Genomic DNA, 18,062 nt, shown 5'->3' on the forward strand with positions numbered 1-18,062 from the left:
TCGAATCATCAGGCCGGCCCACCGCCCAGGGGTTTCGAGCATGACAACGACAACACGCTTCCGCTGGCAGTTGCTTGCGATCACCCTCTCGGCGCTTTTCCTCGCAGCGCCCGCGCGGGCCATCGTCACCACCGGCACACCGACGGCACTTCACAGCGAGACGGACAGCGATGATCCCGAGACCGATCGCCAGGCGGTCAGCCGCGAGATCGAGCGCTTCCGCAGTTCGTCGATCTCGCTCGGCCAGGCCATGGCGATCGCCGAAGCGCGCCACGCCGGCGCCACGACCGCGGATGTCAGTTTCGACGGCGCCTCCGGCGTTCCGGTCTACCGGGTGAAAACCGTGCACAACGACCGGATCTGGCGCCACACCATCAATGCGGCGACCGGCGAGTTCGTCGGCGGAGAAGCCGCCCTCCCCGTGACCGAGCTCGACGCCGAGGATCGCAGCAATCTCACGGCCCTCGGTTCCATCCGGCACCGTCTCGCCGATGCCGTGCGCGTCGCCGAACGCGCAGCCTCCGGCAAGGCGATCAGCGGCGGCCTCGTCCGCGACCGCGGGCGGCTCAACTTCGCGATCGTGGTCATCAGCGGCGACGACCTCAAGGAGGTCATTCTCGAGCCTCCGGGCGCGCGGACGAGATAACGGCCGATCCGGCCCGGCGCCCCAATTCGGCCGGAAAGCCATTGACGGGCGCCGGACTCTCCCGCATAAGTCGCCGCGATGTTCACGACCACCAAACGCACGACGAAAACCACCACGGCCTTCGGGGCCCGGGGAGGCGTGCGCGCATAGTCGTCGACTGAACGCATCAGCTCTACCGAAGCCCCGCCCTCGATGGTCCGGGGCTTTTTTGTTGTCCGAATTTCAAATGCAATGGAGGAGAATGTGAGTAACGATCCCGTCGTCGCGATTGTCGGCGTCACCGGTGCGGTGGGCGCCGAATTCATCGCCACCATGGACAAGCGTGGCTTTCGTGTCGGCAAGCTCAAGGCGCTGGCCAGTGCCCGCTCCGCCGGCAAGACGGTATCGTTCCGCGGCAAGGATGTCGTCATCGAGGAATTGACCGAGCGCGCGTTCGACGGCGTCGACGTCGCCCTGTTCTCCGCCGGCAGCGGCATCTCGAAGAAGTTCGCGCCGATCGCCGTCAAGGCCGGCGCCGTCGTGGTCGACAATTCCTCCGCCTTCCGGATGGATCCGAACGTGCCGCTGGTGATCCCCGAGATCAATGCCGGCCGCATCCGCGACCACAAGGGCATCATCGCCAATCCGAACTGCGCGGCGATCACCGCGCTCGTGCCGCTCTGGCCGATCCACCAGAAGAACCGCATCAAGCGCGTCATCATCTCGACCTATCAGGCCGCCAGCGGCGCCGGCGCCGCGGCGATGGACGAACTCGTGGAGTCCACCCGCGCCAACCTCAACGGGCAGGTCTATACGCCCAAGGTGATGCCGCATCCCTACGCCTTCAATCTCTTCAACCACAACACCGCCATCGACCCCGAGACCGGCTACAACGACGAAGAGACCAAGGTCATCAAGGAAACCCGCAAGATCTTCGAGGACGAGAAGATCGCGATCGGCGTCACCTGCGTCCGCGTGCCGGTGCTGCGCGCCCATTGCGAGGCCATCACCTTCGAATGCGAGAAGCCGATCACAGAGGACCAGGTCCGCGCCATCATGGCCCAGGCGCCCGGCGTCAAGGTGGTCGACGACCGCGCCAAGAACTACTTCCCGATGCCGATCGACGCCTCCGGCCAGGACGACGTCCTCGTCGGCCGCATCCGCAAGGATCTCAGCGACCCCTCGGGACATTCGATCTCGATGTTCGTGGCGGCGGACCAATTGCTGAAGGGCGCGGCGCTGAACGCCGTGCAGATCGCCGAGCTGCTGCCGCAGCGCGTGATGGCGTAACGAAGCGGATGCCGAAGGGTGGGCATGGGCGCACGAGCGCCGTGCCCACCGCTTCCATCACACATTCAAGCAATGATGGTGGGCATGCCGCGTGCTGCCCGTCTCACGGCGCCGAGGCTAGGCGCGTGCCCGAAACAGCAGGCAGGCGTCGCCGTACGAATAGAACCGGTAGCCGCTCGCGATCGCGTGCGCATAGGCCTGCTGCATCGTTTCAAGTCCGGAGAACGCCGAGACCAGCATGAACAGCGTCGAGCGCGGCAGATGAAAGTTCGTCAGCAGGATATCGACGGCGCGGAAACGATAGCCCGGGGTGATGAAGATCGACGTCTCGGCCGCGAACGGCCGGATCGTGTCGTCCTCGCCGGCAGCGCTTTCCAGAAGCCGCAGCGACGTGGTGCCGACGGCGACGACGCGGCCGCCGTTCCGCCGTGCCGCATTGAGCTTCTCCGCCGTCTCGGCCGAGATCGTGCCCCACTCGGCATGCATCTTGTGGGTTTCGGTGTCGTCCACCTTCACGGGCAGGAACGTCCCCGCTCCGACATGCAACGTCACGCGGTTGACGCCGACGCCGCGCGCGTGCAGCGCCTGCTCCAGCGCCGGCGTGAAATGCAGGCCCGCCGTGGGCGCCGCGACCGCGCCCTCATTGGCCGCGAACATCGTCTGGTAATCGGCGAGGTCCTGATCGTCGGGCGTACGTTTGGAGGCGATGTAGGGCGGCAGCGGCGGACTGCCGAGATCGGCGATGGCCTGATCGAGCGCCGGGCCATGGAACGAGAATGACAGCGTCACCTCGCCCTCGCCGCCCTTGGCCTCGACCTCGGCGTCGAGATGGCCGAGCAGGCACACCTTGCCTTCATGGCCGAAGCGGATGCGGTCGCCGGCGACGAGCTTCTTGGCGGGCTTCACCAGCGCCTGCCAGCGCGAGCCGTCGAGGCGTTTGATCAGGGTCGCCTCGATCTTTGGTTCGGTCTCGCGGCCGATGCGGCGGCCCTTCAGCTGCGCCGCGATCACCTTGGTGTCGTTGACGACGAGCTGGTCGCCCGGCTTCAGCCATTGCGGCAGCTCGGAAATGGTCTGGTCGCGCAACGATCCGTTCTCCACGACCAGCAGCCGAGCGGAGTCGCGCGGACTCGCCGGGCGCAACGCGATGCGCTCGGCGGGGAGATCGAAGTCGAACAGATCGGTGCGCATGTCGGGCTCAGCGCCGCACGGCCAATCCTCATCCTGAGGAGCGCGGAACGCGCGTCTCGAACAATGAAGGCCCTCCTGCTGCTGCAGCTCGGCCTTCATTGTTCGCGACGGCGCTTCGCGCCTCCTCAGCATGAGGAGAAGCACTTACTCCTTGTCGGCGGCCATCCGCGCCTTGACGATCTTGTCGGGGTTCTGCACGGGCTCGCCGCGCTTGATCTTGTCGACGTTGTCCATGCCGTCGGTGACCTTGCCCCAGACCGTGTACTGATTGTCGAGGAAGCGGGCGTCGTCGAAGCAGATGAAGAACTGGCTGTCGCCGGAATCGGGGCTGGCGGCGCGCGCCATCGATGCGGTGCCGCGCACATGCGGCTCCTTGTTGAACTCGGCCTTGAGCTTCTTGCCCGAGCCGCCGGTGCCGGTGCCGTGCGGGCAGCCGGTCTGCGCCATGAAGCCGTCGATGACGCGGTGGAAGACGATGCCGTCGTAGAAGCCCTCGCGCACGAGTTCCTTGATACGGGCGACGTGTCCGGGCGCCAGGTCGGGCCGCATCTCGATGGTGACGGGGCCCTGCGTGGTTTCGAGGATCAAGGTGTTTTCGGTGACGCTCATACTGGTCTCTCTTGGGTTGGGGGTGAAGTCTTCGGGCCGTGGAACTGGACCGCGAATGGTCGCCCCGCAGCGGCGCCGGCCATCGCATCGGTAAATGGCATCGGCGTGCAGCGTTGCAATGCCTCCATCACCGCGATCCGGTATTGCAGCCGGTCGTCGTCGGTGGCCTCCGCGGATTCGTAGGTGATCCTCGGATGGCCCAGGATGTCTCCGGCCCGGTTAAAGCTCACGATGACTGTGATGTCGATGGGGTGAACCCGGCCGGCCGGGGGTGGTTTCCAGCAGGTGCGCAGCCGGGCGAAGACGTCGCTGATGGTGTTGACCCGGCTGGTGGACGGCGCTTGCGCCGCCGCACAGGACGAGCCAAGCAGGAGCGCGGCGGCAGCCAGCAGGAGCCTTTGGCCGCAACGCTCCATCGCCACTCCTACTTGATGTCGGATGCGACCTGCACCTTCACCATCTTGTCGGGATCGGTGACGCTGCCGCTGGACGAGCCGGGCGAGGCCTTCTTCAGCTTGTCGACGACGTCCATGCCCTGCACGACCTCGCCGACCACGGTGTACTGGCCGTCGAGGCTGCCGCCATCCGCGAACATGATGAAGAACTGCGAATTGGCGCTGTCGACGCTGTCGCCGCGCCGCGCCATTCCGACGATACCGCGCGCGAAATGCACCTTGGAGAATTCCTGCTTGAGGTTCGGATATTTCGAGCCGCCGGTACCGTTGAAGTTCTGGCCGTCACCGGTCTGCGCCATGAACCCGTCCATCACGCGATGGAACGGCACGTTATTGTAGAAGCCTTCGCGCGCGAGCTGCTTCAGGCGCTCGGCATGCTGGGGCGCGAGGTCGGTCCGCAGCTTGATGACGATACGGCCCTTGGTGGTGTCGATGACGATCGCATTGGCCTTGTCCAGCCCCGCCGGCAGGGACTGTGCGAATGCCGGCACGGCGAACACGAGCGCGGCAAGGACTGCGAGAATACGGATCATGAAAACTCCGATCGGATGAGATGAATGCGTGCCGTCAGCCGGCGAACTTTGCCTTGAGCTGTGCCGCGACCTGCGGCGGGACGAAGGCCGAGACGTCTCCGCCCATGCCGGCGATCTGGCGCACCAAAGTGGCGGTGATCGGGCGGACCACGGGAGAAGCCGGCAGGAAAACGGTGTGCACCTCGGGCGCCATGGCCTCGTTCATGCCCGCGAGCTGCATCTCGTAGTCGAGATCGGTGCCGTCACGCAGGCCGCGGATCATGATGGTCGCGCCGTGCTTGCGCGCCGCGGTGACCGCGAGGTCGTCGAAGGTCGTCGCCTCCAGGGTGCAGCCGGCCTTGGCGGCCACCGGCCCGCAGACGTCGCGGAGCATGTCCAGCCGTTCCTCGGTCGAGAACAACGGCTTCTTGCCGGGATGAACCCCGATCGCGACCACCAGCCTGTCGCACAGGGGAACGGCGTTCCGGACGACATCCAGATGGCCGTTGGTGATGGGGTCGAAGGAACCTGGGTAGAAGGCGATGCGCGGCATGGCCTCCTCCTACCGCGCCCGGCCCGGCCCGGCAAGCCGGGAAGGTTCCCTGCCCGTTTCGCGGAAAATCGCCGGCCTGCTGTCGGCCTCTCCCGGTCTGTTTCGTCCTCGGGACGGCCACGAAACAAAACGGAGCGCGAACGAAACCATTTCCTGCATGCGCGAAGACGTCCGGAAACTGGCCATGGTTACTAATCCACCCAACGAATGACGGGCCGCGCAACAAGCTGCAGCGGCCGCATCACAGGGGACCGTCGATGATCAAGACCTTTTCAGCAATCACCATTGCTGCGTGTGTCGCCGCAGCTCTCACCATCCTGCCGGGTTTCGCCCCCAAGGTCGAAGCCAGCGTGCCGCAGGCGCTCGCCAAGAGCGACCGGCTCGACATCCGCACCATCGGCAAGGAATGTTCGCAGCAGGCCTGGCCGAACTTCGAGGCTTCGTGCCTGCGCCGTGCCGGCACCAAGGCAGACGTTCGCGAGGTCCGGCTGGTCTCGGCCGATCGTACCCCGTAGGCCGGTCTGTCAGTTTCGCGTCATATAAACCCCATGGATATTTGCGACGTCTCGTCGCAGACTGCAGGACATTCGCGCCCCTCGGAATGACCCGTCGGGCGCGATCCCATTGGGGGGTCGTCCTTTGTCCAGTACGCCCGCAGTCGCCTCCGGCCATCAGCCCGACCCGCTGCCGATTGCCATGACCATCGGTGCCCTCGGGGTCGTCTATGGCGATATCGGCACCAGCCCCCTCTACGCCCTGAAGGAAGCAGCCAAGGCAGCCGCCCACGGCGCCACACTGACTCACGAGGCTGTCCTCGGGGTTGCCTCCCTCATCCTCTGGGCCTTGTTGCTGATCATTTCGCTGAAATACGCGCTCTTGATCCTGCGTGCGGACAATCGCGGCGAAGGCGGCATCGTCGCGCTGCTGGCGCTGCTGCATGCCCGCCACGCCCAGCCGGGCACCTGGCGCGCGCACCTCCTCGTGGTCGGCCTCATCGGCGCGGCGCTGCTTTATGGCGACGGCGCGATCACACCGGCGATCTCGGTGCTGAGCGCCATCGAAGGTCTCAAGGTGGATGCGCCCTCACTCGCGCCCGCCGTGGTGCCCCTGACCGTCGCGATCCTGGTCGGCCTGTTCATGATGCAGAAGCAGGGCACCGGGTTCATCGGCCGCATCTTCGGGCCGGTGATGATGGTCTGGTTCATCGTGCTCGCAGCGCTCGGCATCCACGGCATCGCCAAGGCCCCTGCCGTGCTGGCGGCGCTCAGTCCGCTCTACGCCTTCGAATTCCTGATCCACCAGGATTTCCACGTGTCCTTCGGCATCCTGGGCGCCGCCTTCCTCGCCGTCACCGGCGGCGAGGCCATGTATGCCGACATGGGCCATTTCGGCCGCTTCCCGATCCGGCTCGCCTGGTTCGCCGTCTGCCTGCCCGCGCTGGTGCTGAACTATTTCGGCCAGGCCGCGCTGCTGATCACCGATCCCGGAATGATCGACAATCCGTTCTTCCAGCTCTGCCCCGACGCCCTGCACTATCCGCTGGTCGCATTTTCCACCGTCGCAACCGTGATCGCCTCGCAGGCGATCATCTCCGGCGTGTTCTCGCTGACCCAGCAATCGATCCAGCTCGGCTTCCTGCCGCGCATGCAGATCCGCCACACCACGAGCGCGGCGATCGGCCAGATCTACGTGCCCCTGGTGAATTGGCTGCTGGCCGCCGCAACGCTCGGCGCGGTCCTGAGCTTCGGCACGTCGGACGCCCTGGCCGGCGCCTACGGCATCGCCGTGTCGCTGCTGATGGCGATCACCACGCTGCTCGCCGCGCTTGTCGCGATCCAGTGGGGTTATTCGCCATGGCTCGTGGTCATGGTGAACGGCTTCTTCTTCGTGATCGACGTGATCTTCTTCTCGGCCAACTCGATCAAGCTGTTCGAGGGTGGCTGGTTTCCGCTGCTGCTCGCGGCCTTCGTCGCCTTCCTGATGCTGACATGGCGCAGCGGCGTGAAGCTGGTCGAAGCGGCGCGCGCCAAGCTGCGCCAGCCCGAAGAGGACCTGATCGAGACCGCCGTGAACAAATGCAGCGCAAGGCTGCCCGGGACCGCGGTGTTTCTCGCCTCCGCGCCGCGCGGCGTACCGCTCGCATTGACGCAATTCGTCAAGCACAACCATGTCCTGCACGAGCGCATCATCCTCGTAACGGTGCTGATCGAGGAATCGCCGCACATCGCCGACGAGGACCGCGCCGAGGTGGTCGAGATCATCACGGGGATCACCCGCGTCATCCTGCACTATGGCTTCATGCAGAACCCGACGATATATGAGGGGCTCACCCTCGCCTGCCGGCAGGGCAAGCTGCCTGGAGTCGACCTCTCCGACATCACGTACTACGTCGGCCGCGAGACCATCATCCCGAGCGAGGACATCCCGGGCATGTGGGTCTGGCGCGAAGGCCTGTTCGCCTTCCTGCAACGCAACGCCGAGCGCTCGGCGGCCTTCTTCGGAGTACCGACCAAGCAGGTGGTGGAGTTCGGGACCGAGTTGGAAATCTAAGATTGCAAATCTGGGATTGCATCGCGCGAACAGGGCCCCTAAGCCAGCCGGCATCCAATCGCCCGTTGCCCGGACCTGATCGATGCCGCAAACTGAGACCGTACGCTGCTTTTGGCACGGCAGCCCGCTCGGCCCCTACCAACTCGCGGGCATGCGGAGTTTCGTGGACCAGGGGCACCGCGTCGAGCTCTTCACCTACGATCCCGCGATCGCCGTTCCGGACTGGATCGTGCGGCGGGACGCCAACGAGATCTGGCCGACCGATCGCGTTCTCGCCTACCAGAAGGACATCGGTCGAGGCAGCTTTGCGCTCCACTCCAATCTGTTTCGCTATGCGATGCTGCACCAGCTCGGAGGCTGGTGGATCGACCACGACGTCATCCTGCTGCGGCCCGAGCTTCCCGCTGACCCGTTCTTCTTCTCGATCGAAACCGTCGATCCGACCAGGGTCACTTTCTCGGTCGTGAAGTTTCCGGCCGGCCATCCGGCGTTGCAGGAGTGCCTGGAACGATGTGTCGCCCTCGGAGAATCGCCGCTCTACGGCGAAACGGGCGCCGATCTGTTCACCGAGATCGTCGTCAAGCACGGTCTTGCGAAGCACGGTCAAGCGATGGATACGACCTACCCGCTGTCCGCCCTCGACGTACCCGCGATGTTCGATCCGGCGAAGCGCGACCAGCTCCAGGCCCGATGCGCGAAATCGACATTCGTCCATCTCTTCAACGAGACTTGGCGCCGGGCCGGGATTCCGGACTACCTCGGACCACCCGCCGGGTCCTATATCGACGGCATCCTGCGCCAGTACGGCTTTGAATCTCCGCTTCCCCGCATGGAACTCGGGCACGTTCTGCGCTGGACCGCCTACCTCACCCTGCACGAAGAGTTTCAGGCCGGGCAGCGCGCCTACCGCCTTGCCAACGAGGCGCTCAAGGCCCGGGTCGCCGCGCTCGAGCAGGAAAACGCGGACATCCAGGCGGGCCGGTCGCCCCCGGTCTCCAGCGTCATGCGGAACGCCATCCGAAAAACGCCTTTGCTCGCCGATACATTGCGGTTAGTTTTGCGGAAGATGGGCCGATAACCCCAAAGCGCGGGTTCTCGGCGCCGCAAGCCGGCCATGTCCGTGGGGAACCAGCCGAGGTTCCGGCCAGCGCAATGGGAATACCGGGCGATGAACTACAGCATCGAGGCTGACTGGCACCTGCTCGATACATGCAACTACCGTTGCGGGTATTGCTTCTTCGGCCCCGAGACGCTCGGCGCCAAGCTGCGGACATTCTCCGATCCCTCCGGATGGGGCTCGGCTTTCGACGAGACGGGAGCGATCTGGCTGCTGCATTTGACCGGCGGCGAACCCAGCATCTATCCGGACTTCGCGACGTTGTGCGAGCGGCTGACCGCGCGTCACTACATCTCGCTCAACTCCAATCTGACGCATGCCTCTCTCGCGGATCTTCCGCGTGTGGTCGACCCGTCACGCGTGAGCTTCATCAATGCGGGGCTCCATCTGGAGGAGCGTGAACTGCGCAAGAACAACGCGCCGTTCCTGCGCAACGCCGAAACTCTCCGTGCCGCGGACTTTCCTCTCATCGTCTCGCTGGTTGCGACGCCGTCGGCGCTCAGGCGTTTCGACGATGCGATCGCGCTGCTGGCGCCGATCGGCCTCTTCCCTGTTCCGAAGCTGTTTCGTGGATCCGCCGACGGCAAGATCTACCCGCAGGCCTACACCGAGCAGGAGAAGCAGCAATTCAGGTTGCTGGCGGCTCGCGCACGGGATTTCTATCAGGCCGACCTGCTCCGCCGCGCGGAGCCGCCGAGCATCGACATCCTGAACGACGACCTGTTTCTTGACGGCATGCCGTCGTACAAGGGCGCGCTTTGCACGGCGGGCGTGCGCTTCGTCCAGATCCTTCCGAACGGCGACGTTCGCCGATGCGGCGGCGGCGATCCGATGGGCAATATCCTCGCCCGCACGTTCGCGCGGCGCGCGGGGCCGGCGCCGTGCGACACCCAGCACTGCTACTATTTCTGCAACAAATATTCCGACGCCGGTCCGCAGCGAGACGGACGGACAATGCAGCCTTTTCTCGCGGCCGAGTGAGGCCGTAGGGGCTTCAGGCGTCCCGCTGAAAGCCGTCCCGACCCGCGGGACGGCTGATGCAGACCCTGATCCTCTTCCTCGCCCTCACTGCTTCGAGCGGGACCGGAGTGCGAGGCGTCAATTCCCGCTCTCGCCGTTGCTCTCCGCCTCTTCCGTGATGTGCTCGACCGAGACGACGTGCTCTTCCTCGGCCGTGTCGAACACGATCACGCCCTGCGTCGAGCGGCCGGCGATGCGGATGCCCTCGACCGGGCAGCGGATGAGCTGGCCCTTGTCGGTGACCAGCATGATCTGGTCGGCGTCCTCGACCGGGAACGACGCCACCAGGTTGCCGTTGCGGTTGTTGACGCTCATGGCGACGATGCCTTTGCCGCCGCGTCCAGTGGTGCGGTATTCGTAGGACGAGGTCCGCTTGCCGTAGCCGTTGACGGAGACGGTGAGCACGACCTGCTCCTGCGCCGACATCTCGACATAGCGTTCCTGGGGAAGCTGGAAGCTGCCGGAGGTCTCCTCGGCCTCGGCATCGACAGGCGCCTCTTCGGTCGTGGCTTCGCCCGCCACGGCACGCCGCATCTTCAGATAGGCCGAGCGCTCGTCCGAGGTCGTCTCGACATGGCGCAGGATCGCCAGCGAAATCACCTTATCGCCCTCGCCGAGCGCAATGCCGCGCACGCCCATCGAGGTGCGCCCGGTGAACACGCGCACGTCGGTGACGGGGAAGCGGATGCACTGGCCGCCGGCGCCGGTCAGCAGCACGTCGTCGCGCTCGGTGCAGATCTGCACGTCGACGATCGCTTCATTGTCGTCGAGCTTCATCGCGATGATGCCGGAGCGGCGGACGTCGACGAAGTCGGACAGCTTGTTGCGCCGGACGTTGCCGCCGGTGGTGGCGAACATGACGTCGAGGTTGCCCCAGGTCGATTCATCCTCGGGCAGCGGCATGATGGTGGTGATACGCTCGCCCTGCTCCAGCGGCAGGATGTTGATCAGCGCCTTGCCGCGCGCGTTCGGCGCGGCCATCGGCAGGCGCCAGACCTTTTCCTTGTAGACTTGGCCACGTGACGAGAAGAACAGCACCGGCGTGTGCGTGGAGGCCACGAACAGGCGCGAGACGAAATCCTCATCGCGGGTCTGCATGCCGGCGCGGCCCTTGCCGCCGCGGCGCTGCGCCCGGTAGGCCGACAGCGGCACGCGCTTGACGTAGCCGGCGTGCGAGACGGTGACGACCATGTCCTCGCGCTGGATCAGGTCCTCGTCCTCGACCTCGCCTTCCTGCTCCATGATCACGGTGCGGCGCGGTGTGGCGAACTCGGCCTTCACCTCGGCAAGCTCGGTCTTGATGATGTCGAGGATGCGGGCGCGCGAGCGCAGGATCTCGAGATAGTCGCCGATCTCTCCGGCGAGCTTGGCGAGCTCCTCGCCGATCTCGTCGCGGCCGAGCGCGGTGAGGCGAGCGAGGCGCAGTTCCAGGATCGCCCTCGCCTGTTCCAGCGAGAGGCGGATGGTGCCGTCCTCATTGATGCGGTGACGGGGATCGTCGATGAGCGTGATGATGTCCTCGACGTCGCGCGCGGGCCAGTCGCGCGTCATCAGGGTCTCGCGCGCCGCGGCCGGCGTCGGCGAGTGCCGGATCACCTTGATGATCTCGTCGATGTTGGCGACCGCGATGGCGAGGCCGACCTGCTCGTGCGCACGCTCGCGCGCCTTGCGGAGCTTGTATTTGGTGCGGCGGGTGACGACCTGCTCGCGGAAGCCGACGAAGATCGTCAGCATGTCCTTCAGGTTCATCGTCTGCGGACGGCCGGAATCCAGCGCGACCGCATTGACGCCGAAGCTCGTCTGCAGCGGCGTGAACTTGTAGAGCTGGTTCAGCACCACGTCGGGCACGGCATCGCGCTTGAGCTCGACGACGACGCGGTAGCCGTCGCGGTCGGACTCGTCGCGCAGGTCCGAGATGCCCTCGATCTTCTTTTCCTTGTAGAGCTCGGCGATGCGCTCGACCATCGTCGCCTTGTTCACCTGATACGGAATCTCGGTGATGACGATCGCCTCGCGCTCCTTGCGGACCGTCTCGAACTCGACCTTGCCGCGCATCACGATGGAGCCGCGGCCGAGATGGTAGGCGCTGCGGATGCCCTGGCGTCCGAGGATGATGCCGCCGGTCGGGAAATCCGGCCCCGGGATGATGTTGTTGAGCTCGTCGATGGTCAGCGACGGATTGTCGATGAGCGCCACGCAGGCGTCGATCACTTCGCCCAGATTGTGCGGCGGGATATTCGTGGCCATGCCAACGGCGATGCCGCCCGCGCCGTTGACCAGCAGGTTCGGGAACCGCGCCGGCAGAACCACCGGCTCGCGCTCGGACCCGTCATAGTTGTCCTGGAAATCGACCGTGTCGTCGTCGATGTCCTCGAGCAGCTTGAGCGCGATCTTGGTCAGACGGGATTCGGTGTAGCGCATCGCCGCCGGCGGATCGCCGTCGACCGAGCCGAAATTGCCCTGTCCGTCGATCAGGGGCGCGCGCATCGAGAAGTCCTGCGCCATGCGCACCAACGCGTCGTAGATCGCCTGGTCGCCATGGGGGTGGTACTTACCCATGACCTCACCGACGGCACCGGCGGACTTCTTGTGCTTCTTGTCCGGGGTGTCGCCGCGATTGTTCATCGCGTACAGGATGCGGCGGTGGACCGGCTTCAACCCGTCGCGCGCATCGGGCAGCGCTCGCGACACGATCACGCTCATGGCGTAATCGAGATAGGACTTCTTCATCTCCTCGTAGATCGAAACGGGGCGAATGTCCGAGGGTTGCGCCGGCTGGTCGCCGGGCTTGTTGTCGTCGTCAGCCAATGGGAAATCCGGTGAGGTTTTATCTGGGAATCATATAGCGCATCGGGGGTCCGATAACCACCCTTGCAAGGACCTTGTGAAGCGCTTTTTCCGACTGTTTTTCCAGAGACTTACGGGCGCCGCGCCATCGCCTGGAACCGACCTGAAACAGAGCGCCGAAAACAGCCCCCTCAGCCGCCGAAAACCACCTGATACATGATGCGCCCGGGCACGAAGGTGAACAGCCCGGCGATCACCAGCGCGCCGAAGAAGATCGATATCATCGTGATCTTGTGGCCGCGGACATTGTGCCGCCGCGCGGCCATCACGCCCGACACCAGCATCACCAGCGTGAAGATCGACAGCAGGTGGATCGGGCTCCATGGCCCGACCAGGCGGATCTGGTGGATCCAGAACGACGATGCCGCCACGAACGCCATCAGGCCGACCCAGATCCAGCCCAACGTCCGATGCGGCAGCGTGCCCTTGGGAGCCGCCAGCTGAACCAGGCCCAGCACGAACGCGGCCATCGCCGCGACGGCGTGCAGCGGGATGGCCGGAGCGGCCTCGAGCAGCGGCGCAAGGCTCATGCGGGTGTTCTCCGGCCGTCGGACAGGCCATGCGAATGCGATCGGCACGAAGTTCGTACCATTCACATCACACGCCGGTCAAAAGCTCACATGCTGCATGAAGCCAGGGCGCAAAAGCTGAGGCTTGTCCGGCGCCTGGCAAGCTCTGTTGTCGCCTCGGGCGAAGACGATCAGGCGAAACGTATGCTCGCTCGGCACACGCGCTTCCGCATCGATAGACCCGGACCACTTGCGCCTGCGCGGCGGACACGTTGCAGCCCGCAGCGCAAGGCTGAAAACGAAAAGCGCGATGGCGCCTCGCACGCAGGCGGCCATCGCGCTTCAGATCAATCCGCAAAAAGCGCCGGGCGCTTTTGCGACGGTCCTCAGAACGGGATGTCGTCGTCCATGTCGTTGTTGCGGCCACCACCGCCGGCGGCAACCGGGCGGCGCGGTGCGCTGCTGACGGGACCGCTGGAGCCGAAATCGCCGCCGGGCTCGTCGCCGAAGCTGCCGCCGCCGCCTCCGCCGCCACGACCATCGAGCATCGTCAGCGTCGAGTTGAAGCCCTGCAGCACCACCTCGGTGGAGTACTTCTCCGCGCCGCTCTGGTCGGTCCATTTGCGGGTCTGCAGCGCGCCCTCGATGTAAACCTTCGCGCCCTTCTTCAGATATTGCTCGGCGACCTTGCAGAGCCCTTCATTGAAGATCACGACGCGATGCCATTCGGTCTTTTCCTTGCGCTCGCCGGTGCCCTTGTCGCGCCAGGTCTCCGAGGTCGCAATGCTCAGATTGGCAATCGGCCGCCCGTCCTGGGTGCGGCGGATCTCAGGATCCTTGCCGAGATTTCCAACCAGAATGACCTTGTTGACGCTTCCCGCCATCGCCGCTCTCCACTCCAAATGCCACTGAATTTCAGAAGGGCCGGGTCCGCGCGCCCGCGCTCCTCTGCCCGTTGACGGGACCCTATACGCTTGCGAGGGCCGATCAGCCCGTCACCCCTCACGTTATCCCCACATATAGCATCGACCTCCCATTTGTTCCAGATTTGTTCTTTCGAGAAAATGATGCCCAGGATGCGGGATGAACGCCCCATGGGCGGCCCCGAAACGAGTGCCCGGCGGAACCCCGCGGGGTTCCCGCCAAGGGCGAAAACCACTTAACATTCATCAAGTTGCAAATGTCTGAGTTGGCACGTGAGTGTTGCATTTCGGAGACGGACTTTGCCTCATGATTGGGCTACGGTTGCCTCGGAATTGGTTCATATGGGCGTCGCGCCTGATTGGCCGCTTCGGGGACTTCGAGAAGCGGCCGACACTGGGGAGACTGCAATGAATAAGATTCTGTTTGGCATCATCGGTATAGCGGCCCTGGGCCTGTCGGCACCCGCCAGCGCGGCGGATCTGGCTGCGCGTCCCTACACCAAGGCCCCCCCTCCCATGGTCGCCGCGATCTACGACTGGAGCGGCTTCTACATCGGCATCAACGGCGGCGGCGGTTCGAGCCACAAGTGCTGGGACAATTACACGCTCGGCGGCACGTTCGTCGGCGGCGAAGGCTGCCACAACGCGGTCGGCGGCACGGTCGGTGGCCAGATCGGCTATCGCTGGCAGTCGGCGAACTGGGTGTTCGGTTTCGAGGGCCAGGGCAACTGGGCCGACTTCTCCGGCGACAATCTCGGCGCGGTCAGCGGCCTGCGCGACCGCTCGAAGATCGACTCCTTCGGCCTGATCACGGGCCAGATCGGCTACGCCTGGAACAACGTCCTGTTCTACGTGAAGGGCGGCGGCGCGGTCGTTGCCGACAAATACCGCGGCTACGATGTCGTGACCGGCCTCGAATTCGATCGCGCCAGCGAAACCCGCTGGGGCGGCACCGTCGGCGCCGGCCTCGAGTTCGGCTTTGCGCCGAACTGGTCGGTCGGTGTCGAATACGATCACATCTTCCTCGGCAACAGGACCCTCACCTTCAGCGGCTCCGGCAATTTCGTGGCGGCGCCCCTCGGAGCCCCGACGCGCTCCGAGCGCATCGGCCAGGACGTCGACATCGGCCTCATCCGCGTGAACTATCGCTGGGGCGGCCCGGTGATCGCGAAGTACTGAGCACCGTCACGCCACTATCACGTTACGAAAGGCCGGCTTCGCGCCGGCCTTTCGCTGTCGCGCGGTCCTCCGAGGTGCGCCCAGGACCTCGCCGGATCGCCGTGATCTTGGCATCGCGGCCAGAGCCGCCCGCGACGGACCTCGCGTGTTCCCGGCATCTGCTGCCATGTGCCGCCAGCAGGCCAACAATCCGTTGACGATTCGCAACTCGCACTGGAAATCCGCTCCCGTTCTTCCTACGTTCGCCAGCATACCCATCGGCGCCGATCCCGGTTCCGGGCGAAGCGCGCCTGAACGCTGGCGCGGTCGCGCAGCTTTTGGGGTTTTCTTGGGGACCACCAGGATGGATGAAGTGATCAAGGCGAAGCGCCAGCAACAGAACGCGGGTTCACACCTGCGCGCAATTACGATCCGTGGCGCGCGCGAGCACAACCTCAAGAACATCGACGTCGAGATTCCCCGCGACAAGCTCGTGGTGTTCACCGGCCTGTCCGGCTCCGGCAAGTCCTCGCTCGCCTTCGACACCATCTACGCCGAAGGCCAGCGCCGCTACGTGGAATCGCTGTCGGCCTATGCCCGCCAGTTCCTGGAGATGATGCAGAAGCCGGACGTCGACCAGATCGACGGGCTGTCGCCCGCGATCTCGATCGAGCAGAAGACGACCTCGAAGAATCCGCGCTCCACCGTCGGCACCGTCACCGAGATCTACGACTACATGCGCCTGCTCTGGGCGCGCGTCGGCGTGCCCTATTCGCCCGCCACCGGCCTGCCGATCGAGAGTCAGACCGTCTCGCAGATGGTCGATCGCGTGCTGGCGCTGCCCGAAGGCACCCGCCTCTATCTGCTCGCCCCCGTCGTGCGCGGCCGCAAGGGCGAGTACCGCAAGGAGCTCGCCGAGTGGCTCAAGAAGGGTTTTCAGCGCGTCAAGATCGACGGCACCTTCCACGAACTCGCCGAAGCGCCGGCGCTCGACAAGAAATTCCCGCATGACATCGACGTCGTCGTCGACCGCATCGTGGTGCGCGCCGACATCGGCCAGCGTCTCGCCGAGAGTTTCGAGACCGCGCTGAAGCTCGCCGAAGGCCTCGCGGTCGTCGAGTTCGCCGACGCCCCGGCCGCGGCGCCGGTCGAGGAGAAGAAGAAAACCGCGAAGATCCACGACAAGAGCGGGCCCGAGCGCATCCTGTTCTCGGAGAAGTTCGCCTGCCCGGTCTCCGGCTTCACCATCCCCGAGATCGAGCCCAGGCTGTTCTCCTTCAACAACCCCTACGGCGCCTGCCCGGCCTGCGGCGGCCTCGGCGTCGAGCAGCATGTCGACGAAGACCTCGTCATCCCCGACAAGGATCTCGCGATCGGCAAGGGCGCGATCGCGCCCTGGGCCAAGTCGTCGTCGCCCTATTACACGCAGACGCTGACCGCGCTCGGCAAGCACTACAAGTTCACGCTGACCACCAAGTGGAAGGACCTGCCGAAGAAGACGCAGAACGCCATCCTGCACGGCTCCGGCGAGGACGAGATCAAGTTCTCCTACGAGGACGGGGTCCGCTCCTACGACACCAAGAAGCCGTTCGAAGGCGTCATCACCAACATCAACCGCCGCTACCGCGAGACCGAGAGCGAGTGGGCGCGCGAGGAGCTGGCGAAATATTTCCACGACGTGCCCTGCGGCGCCTGCAACGGCTTCCGACTGAAGCCCGAGGCGCTCTGCGTCAAGATCGGCGGCAAGCACATCGGCGAGATCTCGGAGCTGTCGGTCAAGAACGCCGGCGCCTGGTTCGAGACCGTGCCGGAGGCGCTGAACGCGCAGCAGAACGAGATCGCGGGCCGCATCCTCAAGGAGATCCGCGAGCGCCTCACCTTCCTGCTCGACGTCGGCCTCAACTACCTCACCCTGTCCCGCTCCTCCGGCACGCTGTCCGGCGGCGAGAGCCAGCGCATCCGCCTCGCCTCGCAGATCGGCTCGGGCCTGACCGGCGTGCTCTACGTGCTGGACGAGCCGTCGATCGGCCTGCACCAGCGCGACAATGCGCGCCTGCTCGACACGCTCAAGCGGCTGCGCGACCTCGGCAACACCGTGATCGTGGTCGAGCATGACGAAGACGCCATCCTGCTGGCCGACCACGTCCTCGACATCGGTCCCGGCGCCGGCATGCACGGCGGCAACATCATCGCCGAAGGCACGCCCGCCGAGATCATGCGCAACCCGAAATCGCTGACCGGCAAGTACCTCACCGGCGAGCTCGAGGTCGAGGTGCCGGACCGGCGCCCGCCGAACCATCGCCGCACCATCAAGGTGGTGAATGCGCGCGGCAATAACCTCAAGAACGTCACCGCCGAGATTCCGCTCGGCCTGTTCACCGCCGTCACCGGCGTGTCCGGCGGCGGCAAGTCGACGCTGCTGATCGACACGCTCTACAAATCCATCGCGCGCAAGCTGAACGGCGCCAGCGAAGGCGCGGCGCCGCACGACCGCATCGAGGGCCTCGAGCACATCGACAAGATCATCGACATCGACCAGTCGCCGATCGGCCGCACTCCGCGCTCCAACCCCGCGACCTATACCGGCGCGTTCACGCCGATCCGCGAATGGTTCGCCGGCCTGCCGGAGTCGAAGGCGCGCGGCTACGAGCCCGGCCGCTTCTCCTTCAACGTCAAGGGCGGCCGCTGCGAAGCCTGCCAGGG

16 protein-coding genes are annotated in these 18,062 nt (G+C 65.4%); 8 read left to right on the forward strand and 8 right to left on the reverse strand.

The genetic code is table 11. The features are described from left to right. The first annotated feature begins 40 nt into the window (after positions 1 to 40). The gene (locus tag QM712_RS17645) at positions 41 to 646 is read left to right on the forward strand and encodes a PepSY domain-containing protein (RefSeq protein ID WP_415024398.1); all 606 of its coding nucleotides are present in this window, start codon (positions 41 to 43) and stop codon (positions 644 to 646) included. Between the two features lie 231 nt (positions 647 to 877). Next, positions 878 to 1,915, forward strand: a complete 1,038-nt coding sequence (locus QM712_RS17650; RefSeq protein WP_415024399.1) for an aspartate-semialdehyde dehydrogenase — start codon at positions 878 to 880, stop codon at positions 1,913 to 1,915. 117 nt (positions 1,916 to 2,032) lie between these two features. Here the strand turns inward: QM712_RS17650 and queA are convergent, their stop codons facing one another. The 5 genes from queA to coaD all read right to left on the reverse strand — a co-directional run bounded on the left by queA (position 2,033) and on the right by coaD (position 5,235). Further along, on the reverse strand, positions 2,033 to 3,106 hold the full coding sequence (queA, locus tag QM712_RS17655) for a tRNA preQ1(34) S-adenosylmethionine ribosyltransferase-isomerase QueA (protein WP_415024400.1): 1,074 nt from the start codon (positions 3,104 to 3,106) through the stop codon (positions 2,033 to 2,035). 144 nt (positions 3,107 to 3,250) lie between these two features. Next, positions 3,251 to 3,715: a peptidylprolyl isomerase gene (locus QM712_RS17660; RefSeq protein WP_415024401.1), complete on the reverse strand. Its 465-nt coding sequence runs from the start codon at positions 3,713 to 3,715 to the stop codon at positions 3,251 to 3,253. Next, complete coding sequence (locus QM712_RS17665) at positions 3,712 to 4,131, reverse strand: hypothetical protein (protein ID WP_415024402.1); 420 nt, start codon at positions 4,129 to 4,131, stop codon at positions 3,712 to 3,714. Before QM712_RS17665 ends, QM712_RS17660 begins: the two co-directional genes overlap by 4 nt. Before the next feature lie 8 nt (positions 4,132 to 4,139). Then, complete coding sequence (locus QM712_RS17670; RefSeq protein WP_415024403.1) at positions 4,140 to 4,703, reverse strand: peptidylprolyl isomerase; 564 nt, start codon at positions 4,701 to 4,703, stop codon at positions 4,140 to 4,142. Positions 4,704 to 4,737: 34 nt separating this feature from the next. Continuing rightward, a complete protein-coding gene (coaD, locus tag QM712_RS17675) occupies positions 4,738 to 5,235 on the reverse strand; it encodes a pantetheine-phosphate adenylyltransferase (protein ID WP_415024404.1) in 498 nt (165 codons plus the stop codon). Positions 5,236 to 5,492: 257 nt separating this feature from the next. Between coaD and QM712_RS17680 the strand changes: the two genes are divergently transcribed. The 4 genes from QM712_RS17680 (at position 5,493) to QM712_RS17695 (ending at position 9,883) form a co-directional block, all read left to right on the forward strand. Further along, a complete protein-coding gene (locus QM712_RS17680) occupies positions 5,493 to 5,750 on the forward strand; it encodes a hypothetical protein (protein ID WP_415024405.1) in 258 nt (85 codons plus the stop codon). Between the two features lie 181 nt (positions 5,751 to 5,931). Beyond that, positions 5,932 to 7,785: a potassium transporter Kup gene (locus QM712_RS17685; protein WP_415024414.1), complete on the forward strand. Its 1,854-nt coding sequence runs from the start codon at positions 5,932 to 5,934 to the stop codon at positions 7,783 to 7,785. An 82-nt stretch (positions 7,786 to 7,867) separates the two neighbouring features. Then, positions 7,868 to 8,863: a hypothetical protein gene (locus QM712_RS17690; RefSeq protein ID WP_415024406.1), complete on the forward strand. Its 996-nt coding sequence runs from the start codon at positions 7,868 to 7,870 to the stop codon at positions 8,861 to 8,863. 90 nt (positions 8,864 to 8,953) lie between these two features. Then, positions 8,954 to 9,883, forward strand: coding sequence for a radical SAM protein (locus tag QM712_RS17695; protein ID WP_415024407.1), 930 nt, complete (start codon positions 8,954 to 8,956; stop codon positions 9,881 to 9,883). A gap of 117 nt (positions 9,884 to 10,000) precedes the next feature. Here the strand turns inward: QM712_RS17695 and gyrA are convergent, their stop codons facing one another. The 3 genes from gyrA to QM712_RS17710 form a co-directional block, all read right to left on the reverse strand. Continuing rightward, entirely contained in the window at positions 10,001 to 12,730 is a 2,730-nt protein-coding gene (gene gyrA / locus QM712_RS17700; RefSeq protein WP_415024408.1) for a DNA gyrase subunit A, read from the reverse strand. 170 nt (positions 12,731 to 12,900) lie between these two features. Further along, complete coding sequence (locus QM712_RS17705) at positions 12,901 to 13,299, reverse strand: DUF2306 domain-containing protein (RefSeq protein ID WP_415024409.1); 399 nt, start codon at positions 13,297 to 13,299, stop codon at positions 12,901 to 12,903. Positions 13,300 to 13,664: 365 nt separating this feature from the next. Beyond that, entirely contained in the window at positions 13,665 to 14,162 is a 498-nt protein-coding gene (locus QM712_RS17710; RefSeq protein WP_415024410.1) for a single-stranded DNA-binding protein, read from the reverse strand. A 447-nt stretch (positions 14,163 to 14,609) separates the two neighbouring features. On the opposite strand from QM712_RS17710, the gene QM712_RS17715 reads away from it, so the two are divergent. Further along, entirely contained in the window at positions 14,610 to 15,380 is a 771-nt protein-coding gene (locus QM712_RS17715; RefSeq protein WP_415024411.1) for an outer membrane protein, read from the forward strand. Between the two features lie 343 nt (positions 15,381 to 15,723). Further along, on the forward strand, positions 15,724 to 18,062 hold a 2,339-nt coding region (uvrA, locus tag QM712_RS17720; protein ID WP_415024412.1), incomplete at its 3' end, for an excinuclease ABC subunit UvrA.

The sequence above is a fragment of the Bradyrhizobium sp. genome, from assembly GCF_047605465.1.
GTDB lineage: Bacteria > Pseudomonadota > Alphaproteobacteria > Rhizobiales > Xanthobacteraceae > Bradyrhizobium.

What these genes read in the sequence shown, in the direction of transcription:
- QM712_RS17645 (WP_415024398.1), top strand. Translation starts at nt 41, where the DNA reads ATGACAACGACAACACGCTTCCGCTGGCAGTTGCTTGCGATCACCCTC.
- QM712_RS17650 (WP_415024399.1), top strand. Translation starts at nt 878, where the DNA reads ATGGAGGAGAATGTGAGTAACGATCCCGTCGTCGCGATTGTCGGCGTC.
- queA (WP_415024400.1), bottom strand. Translation starts at nt 3,106, where the DNA reads ATGCGCACCGATCTGTTCGACTTCGATCTCCCCGCCGAGCGCATCGCG.
- QM712_RS17660 (WP_415024401.1), bottom strand. Translation starts at nt 3,715, where the DNA reads ATGAGCGTCACCGAAAACACCTTGATCCTCGAAACCACGCAGGGCCCC.
- QM712_RS17665 (WP_415024402.1), bottom strand. Translation starts at nt 4,131, where the DNA reads ATGGAGCGTTGCGGCCAAAGGCTCCTGCTGGCTGCCGCCGCGCTCCTG.
- QM712_RS17670 (WP_415024403.1), bottom strand. Translation starts at nt 4,703, where the DNA reads ATGATCCGTATTCTCGCAGTCCTTGCCGCGCTCGTGTTCGCCGTGCCG.
- coaD (WP_415024404.1), bottom strand. Translation starts at nt 5,235, where the DNA reads ATGCCGCGCATCGCCTTCTACCCAGGTTCCTTCGACCCCATCACCAAC.
- QM712_RS17680 (WP_415024405.1), top strand. Translation starts at nt 5,493, where the DNA reads ATGATCAAGACCTTTTCAGCAATCACCATTGCTGCGTGTGTCGCCGCA.
- QM712_RS17685 (WP_415024414.1), top strand. Translation starts at nt 5,932, where the DNA reads ATGACCATCGGTGCCCTCGGGGTCGTCTATGGCGATATCGGCACCAGC.
- QM712_RS17690 (WP_415024406.1), top strand. Translation starts at nt 7,868, where the DNA reads ATGCCGCAAACTGAGACCGTACGCTGCTTTTGGCACGGCAGCCCGCTC.
- QM712_RS17695 (WP_415024407.1), top strand. Translation starts at nt 8,954, where the DNA reads ATGAACTACAGCATCGAGGCTGACTGGCACCTGCTCGATACATGCAAC.
- QM712_RS17705 (WP_415024409.1), bottom strand. Translation starts at nt 13,299, where the DNA reads ATGAGCCTTGCGCCGCTGCTCGAGGCCGCTCCGGCCATCCCGCTGCAC.
- QM712_RS17710 (WP_415024410.1), bottom strand. Translation starts at nt 14,162, where the DNA reads ATGGCGGGAAGCGTCAACAAGGTCATTCTGGTTGGAAATCTCGGCAAG.
- QM712_RS17715 (WP_415024411.1), top strand. Translation starts at nt 14,610, where the DNA reads ATGAATAAGATTCTGTTTGGCATCATCGGTATAGCGGCCCTGGGCCTG.